Here is a 12,328-nt window from a genome sequence, read left to right on the forward strand (position 1 = left end):
GATCCTGAAATAAATTCAGGATGACGATCGCTTGGGAAATTTGCAATAAAGAAGAACCAAATTGTAATTATAGCTGTTAGAAAAGTAATGCAATCGACGTTTTGCAATAAGCGGTTAGAATTATGCGTTTCGCATCAGTTAACCCCTGAGCGTAGTCGAAGGGTAAACAATGAACCAGTTAACCAATTTACAAATGAACCATTTAAAACTATACATGATCTTACTCGGCTCCAAAGCGCCTAAACGCAACGTAGAACAGCACGACTACTTTTTCGGTATCGCAAATTCTTTAAAAGAACTTGTTCCTGAAATTAAAGCTTTTTGGCCAGGTACGGGTACGAGCTTACATATCGATGGCTGGCGTGAAGTAAATAAAGTTGATGATTACGAAATCAGCATTAAGCAAAGGGTTGGGCATACGCCACCATCATTACATAAACTATTTTTTATCAACCTTGGAGGTTATTTATCAGGAAAGTTGTACGAGCAGCACCATATTGTATTATCGGTACACGATGAGCGAGCTAAAGCCATGCTGGATGCCAAGAAAACGGTATTTTTTAAAACCAATTCAATAAAAGGTGCCAATTCGCATATCGACGAAAAATACGGCATCGACGTGGATGATATTTATAAAATAGAAGATATTTTAAGTGAGGAGGCGAAGCAGAAGTATCACATCGAAATAAAACCATCTTCAGGGTTACCTGAAGATGAGATTCATTTAGGTTATTTTAAGCTGGATAAATTATAGCCGGTTATTTTTTAACCAGGCTTTTTAACCAAAGTACCAGATCATGGGCTGCTTTATCATTTTCGAAACCCATTTCTTTTGGTAAACGTCCATTTACATATTCATCGTACAACCATGGGTCGGCAATGGCAATTACATTTCCTTTTCCAAATTTGGCAGCAGCTACAATGGTTGCACCAGCAGCATTTTTAAGCACAGGTTTTGCTGCATTTTTGGTGTCGATTGAACACACATCTTTCATAAAGATTTTTTTGGCCGTTTTAAATACCGGATTGTTTTTGATTACAACACCACCGTCTTCAAAATGTGCATCATCGATTACATGGTTCTGCATTTCGTTGGTAAAATGCATGCCGAATACATTGGCCAGTTTATTAAAATGTGGCAATTCTACATTGGCGCTATCGTTGGCAAACATCACCAATACGCCTCCCTGTTTTACCCAGTCAGAAATGGCAGCAATATGGTCAGCCTCAATATAATTCGGTTTAGGGTTTTCTTTCGGTCTGTCGGGATCAACAATCAAATAAACATCGCTTCCTTTTAAATTGGTCAGTGTTGGTGCCGTTTCCAGCGAATCTAATCTAAAACCTTCCTTCTTAAATACATCCCCAAAAATAGAAAAGCCGCTATTTGCTTTTTCACTCCACAGGTAATGGAAACGGATTTCTTTGCCCTGTTTGTCTTTACGGGTTTCGCGGTTAAAAAAATAATCGAGTGTAACGGTTTGTGCACCCGCCACAAGAGATGAACCTGTTAAAAGCCCAAGCAAACAAAATCTAAAAAGTAGTTTCATAAAATGGTATGTGATTAGAAAACCAAAAATATAAATTTAAAAGGTAATCAACCCATTAGCTCAAGAATTTCAACGGTATTGATAGATTTTTAATCCAGATTGAAAACTTTATGCCCCTTTATGAAATTGAAAGATTTAAGGAAGAAAGCTCCTGACCTAGTTTTTTAATACCATTAAGAATTTTCTCTACCTGTTTTGGCCCTGGTATTTTGTGACCATTGGCATATTGTGAGATAAGAGTTTTATCCATACCTATTTTTGCGCCCAAAGCACTGGCATTGATTATTTTATAATAATCAAAAAACTGTTTAACATCTAAGCGGATCAATACATCATCAATTGTAATTTCATTTAAGCCTTTAATTTCTGCATAAGAATTATAAGCATCTACAATGTTGTTTTTTAATGCGGTTACATCATCACCTGAAGTACCGATCGGTAGTGAATCATCTGATGCGTACGCAGAAAAACCAGTTCCTGTTTTTTCTACTATAAATTCAATTTTCGACATGCTGTTCAATTTTTTTAAATTATCAGGGTATAATTTTAATCTATTGTTTTTATCTGCCTCAATTTCAGGTATTGAAGAACCTAGTGCAGAGATTATTTCAATCCTGCCTGCTTTAATAATTTTTGTGCCAAACCGGTTCCAATTTCTTTAGATGGATGATTTGCAATGATAATTTCGCTTCCCGGTTTTTCTGGATGATGCCACACTTCATGGCTTCCTTTGGCATCCCTTAAAAATTCGTAACCGGCACTTTTTAATTTTCTTTTAAGTTCGCTCCATTTCATTATTTTAGAATTGGTTCCTACCAACCAAAAGTAAACAATAGTTTACCAAAACACAAACAAAAGTAAACAATTTTATACTTTCAACCTTTATACGTAAAAAAGCCAGTGCTTTCTTTTAAGAATTTGCACTGGCTATATTTTGTGTGTTTCTTTATAAATTTTCACCTTAACATCCAAAGTCTTAAAACTCCAACTAAAGACTGAGGACTGTAGACTCCAGACTAAATACCTATGGTTTCTGCCAAAAATACTCAGGGTTACTGATGGCATAAGTTACTGATCCTTTGGTAACCTTTTTCGCTTGATGAATGGTATTAAAAGTACCGGGATATAAGTTAATATATTCCGTAACAGGTCCATCTTTTTTGTAGGTTTCCAGATCCCAGGTGCTATTTACCGCACATTGAATCCAGTAAAGGTTTTTAGACATGTAATACCCCAGGTAATATTCTTTGGTCTGTTTGTTTTTATTGTTCCAGTTAGCATCTTCATTTAAGGTTAAATCTCCACCGGTTTTTAAACGCCCGCGTACTTCTTCTATGCTTAACAGATTTCCCTTCGCATCACTCACATAAGCATTAAAAGTTGGATCCATCCACACCCATTTATTCAGCGTATTGCTCCATACTACGTTAATTACATGACAATCGAAATCTGCGGTATCTTTTGGCATACAGGTAACAACCCTTGCTTTGAAACCTTCGGCCTGGTAGGCATCTTTTAAAATAGTGGCCATCATCCGGCAGTTTATGCCACGGCTATCTTTTTTACAGATGGCAATAAGATCCTTCCCATTTTTTGAGATTGGGTTATCCGAACTTCCGTCATGGCGTACCACATTATGTACCCAATAAAGCAAATTCTTTATTTTGCTGATTTCATCTCCATTACCGGCTACCGAATCGAGATTAAATTCTTTCTTAAACTTAACCAGGTCTTCAGCATCTGCTGATTGATAACTGAAATTTGGCAGATCTTTAACCTGCTCATTTTTGTAAGGGGCCGATTTTTGCAGGATATAATTCATATCACCGCGCTCCCTTAATGTTTGTAGCGCAGTTTTAAAACGTTTCTCCTGATGAAGGCTTGTAAGATCAGTATCAACCAAAGTATTGGCATAATTGGAATAGCCCAGGGCAACTGCTTTATCCAATGCATTTAATGCTGCAACCTTTTTACCCTGAAGATTTTCATAACAGGCCAGATTATAATACATCCCTGGATAATAAGGCTTATACTCTTCTTTTATTTTTGCAGGAGATTGTTCATATTTACCAACCCACTCGCTCATTAAACCGGCAGCAGTGGCATAATCCTTTTTCTCTGAAGCTGCACGCCTGTTGTTTTCTAATTTAACCGTATAATCTTTAAAATCGTTAACTGTTGCCACACTGGTTTGAGCAAATGCCATAGCAGCATTGATAAAAAATGGGATAAATAAGAAAAGTAGTTTTTTCATTGCGATAATTTTAGGGGTACCTATGTAAATTGTTAAATTGGTTTATTGTTATATTGTTAACTGAGAACTGCAAATTATTAACTGAACTACTCGTATTTCAATGCATCTACCGGATTTGCGGTTGCAGCGCGGTACGATTGTACACTCACGGTTGCAAAGGCAATAATCATGGTTCCGAACACACTGGTAAGCACAATAGACCACGAAATATCTGTTTTATATTCGAAATGACTGAGCCATTGGTTCATAAAATAACAGGCAACGGGTACGCCTATAAAAACGGCAATCAATACCATTTTCATAAAGGAAACCGATAGTAGGTTCATTATGCTGTTTACCGAAGCGCCCAAAACCCTGCGTACCCCAAATTCTTTGGTGCGTTGCTCGGCACTGTAAGCGGCCAGACCAAAAAGCCCTAAACAGGAAATAAAAATGGCCAATCCACCGAAAAGATTGGATAATGTACCCAAAATCTTCTCACCCTGCAGTTTTTCTGCATAAAGCTCGTTTACAAATTTAATATCCACCGGATAAGCCGGATTAAGTTGTTTGCTTACCTGCGTGATGATTTCGATATTTTTACTTAAACTGTTATCCGGATTTAACCTCATGGTAATGTTTCCTGACCAATCTTTGCTAAACGCGATTACCATTGGCCTATCGCGATAATAGGGTGAGCCCCAGATAAAATCGTCAAATACTCCCACAACCTTGGCATCGTTACCGTGATATTTCACCATGGTGCCCACCGGAGTTTTTAGGTTCATCTGTTTTACGGCCGAACTGCTCAACATCACCGCAGCAGAATCAGAAGCAAAATTCTTAGAGAAATCGCGGCCTGCAAGTAATTTAACACCATTGGTTTTGATGAAATCGTATGATGTTGCAATCTGGTTAAAAACAATCTGTTTATCAGCTTCGGCCATTCCCGGCCATTCGAAATTCCAGAAATTGGAACCATCATGCGAAATACTTCCCGACGACTGGTTTACCGAGGTAACTGCCCCTTTTTTGATCAGTTCAGATTTAAAAACCTCAAACTTATCATAGAGTTCTCCATCCTGTTGCATTTCTACAATCGAATTGATATCGTAACCCACGGGGCGGTTTTTAATAAACTGGATCTGTTTGTAAATCACCATCGTAGCAATGATGAGCATAATGGCAAAACAGAACTGGCCAACCACCAAAAACTGCCTCAATGTAAAAGGAAGTTTTTTAGCACTACTACCTTTACGCCTTAAAATCTGGATCGGGTTAAAAGATGAAAGGTACAGCGCCGGGTAACTTCCCGATAAAAAACCGGTGATCAGAACCACTCCAATAATGCCCAACCAATAACTGATGTTGTGATAATTGATGGATAATTTAATATTCAACAAATGATTAAAAGTAGGCAGAGTAGTTTCTACAATAACCACAGAAATCAGTACAGCTATAACCGTTAAGAGCATCGATTCTGTTAAAAACTGGGCAACTAGCGAGGTCCGGTTCGCCCCGATTGTTTTTTTAATACCAACTTCTTTTGCCCTTCTTTCCGATTTCGCAGTAGCCATATTCATAAAATTAATACAGGCAATAAGCAATATGCCTAAAGCCAGGCCTACAAAAAGATAAATCTTTTCGATGTTCCCACCAACGCTTTTCCCGTTTACAAACTCTCCGTATAAATGTTTATCTGCCAGCGGGAATAAAAAACTTTCGGCTTTGGTGGTACTGTTTTCTTTGATCAGGTTTTTGATCTTAGCATTTACCTGATCTATGTTTGTTCCGGGTGTTAACTTAACAATGGTACGCCAGTTAAAATTTGTCCAGCTTGGATCTTTAACCCAATCAAAAAGCGTTTCGTAAAAAGTCCAGGGCATTAACAGATCAAAACGGTTAGACATATTAGCAGGTAGATCTTTTACCACACCTGTAATCTTCAAAGCCGTTTTATTATCAAATTGTACTTCTTTATTCAACACATCGGTTGTTCCGAACAATACTTTAGCGGTTTGTTCTGTTAAAACGACAGATCTTGGATCATTTAAAGCCGTTTTTGGATTTCCCTGGATAAACTCGTATTGATAAATCTGCAAAATACCGGGATCTGCAAACCTGGCCTCCCGCTTAAAGCTATTTTCTTTATTGGCAATTAACGATTGTCCGACTGAACCAATGCGTGCAGCTGTTTCTACTCCGGGAATTTTCTCCTGTAAAAAAGCAACTAAAGCATTCCCTGTTGCATCGCCTGTTCCGGTAATTTTTCCGTTTGCATCTTCAAAATTGGTCATTACCTGGTAAACCTGATCGGCACCTTTAAACTGTTTATCAAATCTCCATTCGTAATTTACGTACAGCAGCAATAACAAACAGGAAGCCAAACCGATGGCCAAACCTATAATATTAATGAGTGAAGAAGTCTTGTTTCTCCATACATTACGCCAGGCTATTTTTAAGTTTAATCTGAACATTTCGTTAATTATTGAATTTAATCTACTATCTGATGATCAGTTTATAGCCAAGTGCATACCAAAATCAAAAAACCACATAAACATCTAAAAATCAATCAATTGAAAAACAATAATTTTAAAACTATGTTCGTTATCGAACAATTTATGTTCAGGAGCGAACACGTGAGATAATATTTAACAGTAGAGATAATGTTGAATCACCTAAGTCACCTTAGTACACCTAAGAGCGCTATCGACTATTTAAAAACTAAGATGATCTCAGGTGACTCAGGTGGTGAAATAAATGCGACAGCCCGAGATAACAACATAAATCGAACAATTTCTCTTTAACCATATAAAACATTGAAGGCTCATATAAGCTCAATGCGCTTACATGTTGTTATATTCCTTATATGGTTAAACCCACTCAACCTGTCGGATGGTAACATCCAACAGCACAGCCGCAGCAAAAAACTAACTGTTTACCCCCATCGCATACAGGATAATGTTGACCCCGAACTTGGTGTTATCCTCCGCCAAAAAACGTTTATTCCTGAAATCGTAATCCCACTCACAGCCATAATCTTTGTTGCTGTACAACACCCCTATCCTGTTATTAACCGTTATTGCTTTCAGATAATCGTGCACCAGGTCATCTCCCCAGCCATTTAACTCAAACGAGGTGGTTGGTGGTCCCTTCTCAAACTTAAAAAATGCACTATAAATACCATGGTTATTGGGGATTTTTTTCAGCGCCTGCGCTCCGAAAAGGTTACTCATCTGTGTTTCGAACGAACGTGCAAATAAACCATCGATATCGTGGTTGCAATCATCAACAAAAACGAAACCACCGTTATGCACATAGGTTTTAAAATTTACAGCTTCCTGCGCACTGAATTGCACCAATTTATGTCCGCTTAAATAACAAAATGGGTATTTAAATAAATCTTTGCTGCCCAGTTCAACAATCTTTTCTTCTTCATCCAAAGGAATAGTTGTATACTCTAAAAGTGAATTTAAAAGATTGGAAGGCATACGCTGATCGGTGTCCCAGTCGCCCGAATTGTATTTTAACCTCGCAAATGTAAATTTAGCGCTCTTCATCACCCTAAAATTACCTTCATTTTTTATAAAAAGGTTTTTTTACACTAATTATCTTGTAAATTTTTTGATATTCTTTCCACAGGGCTAAAAACTATCTACCAATATGCCCTATATTGAAGCACCATATCGTCAAACTAAAAATTCAACCGTTTTGGAGCGTTCAGAAAGCAAGCTAAAAATATTGATCGATAAGATCTCCCTCTTAAAAAGCGAAATACAGAAAGTAATTGTGGGTCAGGATGTGATCATCGAAGAAATGCTGATTGCTTTAATGGCTGGCGGACACTGCCTGCTTGAAGGTGTTCCAGGTTTGGCAAAAACTTTAATGGTAAGAACCATGTCGCAGGCTTTAGACCTTTCTTTCCGGAGAATCCAGTTTACGCCCGATTTAATGCCTACCGATATTGTGGGTACCGAAATACTCGAAGAAGACCACGTAACCGGAAAACGATTTTTTAAGTTTAACAAAGGTCCATTGTTTGCCAATATTATCCTTGCGGATGAAGTAAACAGAACCCCGCCGAAAACACAATCGGCATTATTGGAGGCAATGCAGGAATTTGAGGTAACTTATGGTGGACAAACCTATCCTTTAGACCGTCCGTTTTTTATCCTGGCAACCCAAAATCCTATCGAGCAGGCCGGAACCTATCCCCTGCCCGAAGCACAGTTAGATCGTTTTCTGTTATATATCAAAATTGGTTACCCTACCGCAGCCGAAGAAACACAGATTTTAAGCAGCACTACGGGCAGCAAAAAAGCCGTTATCAATCCAATTATCGGTGCAGAAGAAATTAAGGAGCTACAGGCCATTACCCGTGAAGTAAGCATCAGCAACGACCTGGTTACCTATGTAAGCGAACTCATCCGCGCCACCAGGCCCGATACCACCACTGTAAATTTCGTAAAAGAATGGGTACGTTGGGGCGCTGGTCCACGGGCGGGGCAGGCACTTATTTTAACGGCCAAGGCAAGGGCATTATTTAAAGGCAGGTACGCGGTAATTTTAGAAGATCTGCAGGCCATGGCCTATCCGGTTCTCCGCCACAGGGTATTAATGAACTTTAAAGCAGAGGCCGAAAACGTTTCATCAGACAAGGTTACCGACGAACTGATTAAAGCCATTTCGAAACCAAAAGCCAATATTTAATGAGTAAACTGCTCGATCCAAAAATATTGATGGCCATTAAAGACCTTTCATTATCGGCTAAAATGACGATTGATGGGTTTATGAACGGTATTAATAAAAGTACCGTAAAAGGGCCTGGATTAGAGTTTAGTCAGTACAGAAGTTACCAGCCGGGCGACGATCTGCGTTCGCTCGATTGGAAAATGTTTGCCCGGTCAGATCGTTATTACATCCGCGAATCGGAAGTAGAAACGAATATTGCCGTTCGTATATTAATTGATGCCAGTGCCTCGATGAACCACAGCGATGGCGATTTCACCAAAATAGATTATGCAAAATACCTCGGTGCATCATTAGCTTACCTTGCCAACTTACAGGGCGATGCCATTGGTTTGTATGTACTGAAGAATTCGGGCATTTTCTCTATGACACCCAAACAGGATTATCAGCATTTGGCCCGTTTGTTTTATCAGCTGGAACAGATCCATCCCGACGGAACATTCACCAAACCCATTCATTACAAAGAATTGTTTGCAGGTGCCCAAAAACGCGAACTCTTGATTTTTGTAACCGATCTTTACCAAAAAGATGATGAAATCATTAAATTATTGGATACCCTCAATACTTTAAGGCACGAAATTGTGGTTTTCCATGTGTTATCAAGAAACGAACTCGACCTCGATTTTAAAGGTTATACCAATTTTGAGGATCTGGAAACAGGCGAAACCATCCAGATTGATCAAACTAAGGCAAGAACGGATTATCAGAATAAGCTTAACACTTACCTGGAAAATACCAGAACCCAACTGCTCGATAGAAGGATCTTTTACCGTACCATCACTACCGACGAATCTTTGGATCAGGCTTTAAGGGATTTTTTAAAACAAAGAAGTAAACTCAGAATTTAACCGTGCAATTTTTATATCCAATAGGTTTATTTGCGCTTGCAGCCATCATTGTGCCGCTTGTTATCCACCTGTGGAATGTAAAACAGGGCAAAACCATCAAAATCGGCAGCATTGCGCTGTTGGGCGAAAGTTCGAGCGCAAGTTCCAAAAGCTTTAAAATTAACGATTGGCTTTTGTTTGTTTTACGTTGTTTGCTGCTTGTGTTGCTGGCTTTTCTTTTAGCGCAACCTTATCTTAAGAAAATAATATCAGTAAGTAATAAAACAGGTTGGATTTTGGTGGATAAAAACAATTTCCCACAGGTTTTTAAAACGCATCAAAAAACGATCGATTCATTGTTTAAAAAAGGTTACGAAATCCACGATTTTAACCTAGGCTTTAAGCCATTAACTTTAAATGATACCCTTGCTCAGCAAAGTAAACAAAACAATAAGCTAAGTTACACAGCTTTACTTAACGCAGCCAATCAAACTGTTCCGGCAGGAGCCCAGGTTTATCTTTTTGCCGATCACCGCTTAAACCGTTTCGAAAACGGATTGCCTGCTGTAAATTATAAACTCAACTGGATTCCGCTAAACCAGAATGATACTTTAAGCAGTTGGATTGCCAATTATGCAGGAAAAAAGTACGAAGCGAAATCTAATCCATCAGGCACTGTTTATCGGGCTTTAAACACATCAGACAACACGCCTATAAACATAGCGATACATGAAGGGGCTGGGATTACCGACAGCAGATACATCATCGCGGCTTTAAAAGCAATCGGCAGTTTTACCCAACGGAACGTCATTATCAACCCTCCAACAGGCAAGTCAGCTATCGGTTTTTGGTTATCTGATGAAGCGGTTTCCGCAACTTTTAAATCATCGATAGCTCCCGAAGGCACTTTATTTCAATATGAAAAGGGGAAAACAATCACTATGCCATCCTTTATTAATGTCGATGGAAAACAGGTAAAATTGACTAAAAGAATTGCATCAGGCAGTCAAGTGGAAAAGATATGGCTAGATGGTTTTGGGGATGCAATTTTGGCAAAAGAAAAGGCCAGCAATTTAAATACTTTCCACTTTTACAGCCGGTTTAACCCACAATGGAACGAACTCGTTTGGGATCCTTTATTTGTAAAAGCATTAATGCCGATCGTCATCCAGGATAAAAACCCGGATGATTTCGGTTTCGAAAATAACCCTTCTGATCAAAGAACCTTATCGCTTAAACAGGCAGCAGTGATTGAAGCCAATAAAGCTGTTTCAGCAACAAAAACCACTCAAAATAAGCCTCTCGAAACTACATTTTGGATTGCAGCATTTTTAATTTTTGCTACCGAACGTATTTTATCATTCAGAAAAAAACCACAATATGTTAAAAACTGAAGGACAAAACTGGATACGTAACCTAAGAATCAGATGGATCGGTTTTTACCTGGTCGGCAATATAGCTACTGCCCTGGCCATCACTTTGCTTTTATCAACTACAGGTTTTTACCTGCTGCATTTCCCCATCTGGATTTTTGCGGTTATTTTCCCTCTTGTCCTTGCTATTTTATTGTTCAGCAAACCGGTTTGGAAAACCACCGATCTCGATGTTTCCAGATTTGTAAACAACCATTACCCTGAACTCGAAGAAAGTGCCGATCTGCTGCTGCAAAACGAAGCAGAATTATCGATGCTGCAACAATTGCAACGGAATAAGATAGAAAATATCATTCTCAGCCTTCCACAGTCAAAAGAGCCGGTTAAGAAGTTATATTTTGGCTTAACAATACTTCTTGTTTCTTTATTAATCAGTTTCGGGATCAGTAAAATCCCCCAGATCAATAAAATAGATTTAAGTTCACCCGAAGCCAAAAATTCAGTTCCGCTGATTAAAGAAAATATCCCTGCAGAAATTTCTGATTTTAGTGCCATCATTGTTCCTCCGGCCTACACAGGTAAAGCAGAGCGGAAACAAAAACAATTTACCATTAACGCCGAAACGGGAGCAATAATTAACTGGAAAATTGAAACGAACATTGCGATCAAAAAACTAAAGCTCATTTTTAACGACAATGAAATCTCGACCTTAAAAGCCTTAAATGCGGAACATACCCAATGGAGTTTCAGCAAAACAGTTCATAAATCAGGTTTTTATCAACTTGATCTTGACGGTAAAAAATCAGACCTCTACCAGATCGAAGTTATTCCAGATCTGCCGGTTACCATTAAAATTAAACAACCTAAGCAGCATACCACCATTGATATCGGCCAGCCACAAAAATTCCATCTTAATGTATCGCTCACTGATGATTATGGTATCGCTGACGCATTTATATCTGCTACAATGGCCAGTGGCAAAGGTGAAGGTGTAAGTTTTACTGAGAAAAAACTCGTTTTCAACACCAGTTTCGAAAACAGGAAAAGTATTGGACTAACCAAACTCATTGATTTAAAAAGTCTTGGCATGAAACCTGGCGATGAGCTTTACTTTTTCATCAAAGCCATGGATAACCACGGTCAATCGAGCCGCTCGGATGTGTATTTCGTTTCGATTGTAGATACCACTGAATTAATGAGTTTGGCAGGTATGACCAATGGCGTAAATCTTGTTCCGGAATATTTCAGGAGCGAAAGGCAGATCATTATTGATACCGAAAAATTGTTGAAAGAGCAATCTACATTACCAGTAGCTACTTTTAAAACAAGAAGCAACGACTTAGGCATCGATCAAAAGTTATTGAGGCTGCGTTATGGTCAGTTTCTGGGAGAAGAAAACGAGACCGAAATCGGTGGCGACCACGACGATCATGATGAACATGCCGAACATAAAAATGAGGGCGAGAAGTTCGGTGACGTGAGTGCTATCGTAGAAAAATATGCTCACAAACATGATATTGCTGAAGATGCCACTTTTTTCGAACCAGAAATGAAAGCGCAGTTAAAAGCTGTTTTAACCGAAATGTGGAATGCCGA

The 12,328-nt window shown here is 38.7% G+C and carries 11 protein-coding genes; 5 read left to right on the forward strand and 6 right to left on the reverse strand.

Features of this window, described 5'->3' with window-relative positions; all coding sequences use genetic code 11:
• The first annotated feature begins 193 nt into the window (after positions 1 to 193).
• Complete coding sequence (locus B2V92_RS02565) at positions 194 to 754, forward strand: DUF1543 domain-containing protein (protein ID WP_293304567.1); 561 nt, start codon at positions 194 to 196, stop codon at positions 752 to 754.
• A 4-nt stretch (positions 755 to 758) separates the two neighbouring features.
• Here the strand turns inward: B2V92_RS02565 and B2V92_RS02570 are convergent, their stop codons facing one another.
• The 6 genes from B2V92_RS02570 to B2V92_RS02595 form a co-directional block, all read right to left on the reverse strand.
• Positions 759 to 1,550 carry a DUF4350 domain-containing protein gene (locus B2V92_RS02570; RefSeq protein ID WP_293304568.1) on the reverse strand — a complete coding sequence of 264 codons (792 nt, stop codon included), beginning with the start codon at positions 1,548 to 1,550 and terminating at the stop codon, positions 759 to 761.
• Positions 1,551 to 1,668: 118 nt separating this feature from the next.
• Positions 1,669 to 2,061, reverse strand: coding sequence for a hypothetical protein (locus B2V92_RS02575; RefSeq protein ID WP_293304569.1), 393 nt, complete (start codon positions 2,059 to 2,061; stop codon positions 1,669 to 1,671).
• 92 nt (positions 2,062 to 2,153) lie between these two features.
• The gene (locus B2V92_RS02580) at positions 2,154 to 2,345 is read right to left on the reverse strand and encodes a type II toxin-antitoxin system HicA family toxin (protein WP_293304570.1); all 192 of its coding nucleotides are present in this window, start codon (positions 2,343 to 2,345) and stop codon (positions 2,154 to 2,156) included.
• 229 nt (positions 2,346 to 2,574) lie between these two features.
• On the reverse strand, positions 2,575 to 3,804 hold the full coding sequence (locus B2V92_RS02585; RefSeq protein ID WP_293304572.1) for a TPR end-of-group domain-containing protein: 1,230 nt from the start codon (positions 3,802 to 3,804) through the stop codon (positions 2,575 to 2,577).
• 86 nt (positions 3,805 to 3,890) lie between these two features.
• Positions 3,891 to 6,260 carry an ABC transporter permease gene (locus B2V92_RS02590; RefSeq protein WP_293304574.1) on the reverse strand — a complete coding sequence of 790 codons (2,370 nt, stop codon included), beginning with the start codon at positions 6,258 to 6,260 and terminating at the stop codon, positions 3,891 to 3,893.
• Between the two features lie 453 nt (positions 6,261 to 6,713).
• Complete coding sequence (locus B2V92_RS02595) at positions 6,714 to 7,343, reverse strand: DUF4159 domain-containing protein (RefSeq protein ID WP_293304576.1); 630 nt, start codon at positions 7,341 to 7,343, stop codon at positions 6,714 to 6,716.
• Between the two features lie 103 nt (positions 7,344 to 7,446).
• Here B2V92_RS02595 and B2V92_RS02600 point away from each other — a divergent pair, with 103 nt between their 5' ends.
• From B2V92_RS02600 to B2V92_RS02615, 4 genes are all read left to right on the forward strand, one after another.
• Positions 7,447 to 8,493: an AAA family ATPase gene (locus tag B2V92_RS02600; protein ID WP_293304578.1), complete on the forward strand. Its 1,047-nt coding sequence runs from the start codon at positions 7,447 to 7,449 to the stop codon at positions 8,491 to 8,493.
• Positions 8,493 to 9,380, forward strand: coding sequence for a DUF58 domain-containing protein (locus tag B2V92_RS02605; protein WP_293304579.1), 888 nt, complete (start codon positions 8,493 to 8,495; stop codon positions 9,378 to 9,380). The genes B2V92_RS02600 and B2V92_RS02605 overlap by 1 nt, the downstream gene beginning before the upstream one ends.
• A gap of 2 nt (positions 9,381 to 9,382) precedes the next feature.
• Positions 9,383 to 10,753, forward strand: coding sequence for a BatA domain-containing protein (locus B2V92_RS02610; protein ID WP_293304580.1), 1,371 nt, complete (start codon positions 9,383 to 9,385; stop codon positions 10,751 to 10,753).
• On the forward strand, positions 10,740 to 12,328 hold a 1,589-nt coding region (locus tag B2V92_RS02615), incomplete at its 3' end, for a DUF4175 family protein (RefSeq protein ID WP_293304582.1). The genes B2V92_RS02610 and B2V92_RS02615, both read left to right, overlap by 14 nt.

Source organism: Pedobacter sp. UBA5917 (genome assembly GCF_002432345.1).
Classification (GTDB): domain Bacteria; phylum Bacteroidota; class Bacteroidia; order Sphingobacteriales; family Sphingobacteriaceae; genus Pedobacter.

Excerpts from the sequence above, each read along its gene's own strand:
- B2V92_RS02570 (WP_293304568.1), bottom strand. The coding sequence starts at position 1,550 with ATGAAACTACTTTTTAGATTTTGTTTGCTTGGGCTTTTAACAGGTTCA.
- B2V92_RS02605 (WP_293304579.1), top strand. The coding sequence starts at position 8,493 with ATGAGTAAACTGCTCGATCCAAAAATATTGATGGCCATTAAAGACCTT.
- B2V92_RS02585 (WP_293304572.1), bottom strand. The coding sequence starts at position 3,804 with ATGAAAAAACTACTTTTCTTATTTATCCCATTTTTTATCAATGCTGCT.
- B2V92_RS02575 (WP_293304569.1), bottom strand. The coding sequence starts at position 2,061 with ATGTCGAAAATTGAATTTATAGTAGAAAAAACAGGAACTGGTTTTTCT.
- B2V92_RS02595 (WP_293304576.1), bottom strand. The coding sequence starts at position 7,343 with ATGAAGAGCGCTAAATTTACATTTGCGAGGTTAAAATACAATTCGGGC.
- B2V92_RS02565 (WP_293304567.1), top strand. The coding sequence starts at position 194 with ATGAACCATTTAAAACTATACATGATCTTACTCGGCTCCAAAGCGCCT.
- B2V92_RS02600 (WP_293304578.1), top strand. The coding sequence starts at position 7,447 with ATGCCCTATATTGAAGCACCATATCGTCAAACTAAAAATTCAACCGTT.
- B2V92_RS02580 (WP_293304570.1), bottom strand. The coding sequence starts at position 2,345 with ATGAAATGGAGCGAACTTAAAAGAAAATTAAAAAGTGCCGGTTACGAA.
- B2V92_RS02590 (WP_293304574.1), bottom strand. The coding sequence starts at position 6,260 with ATGTTCAGATTAAACTTAAAAATAGCCTGGCGTAATGTATGGAGAAAC.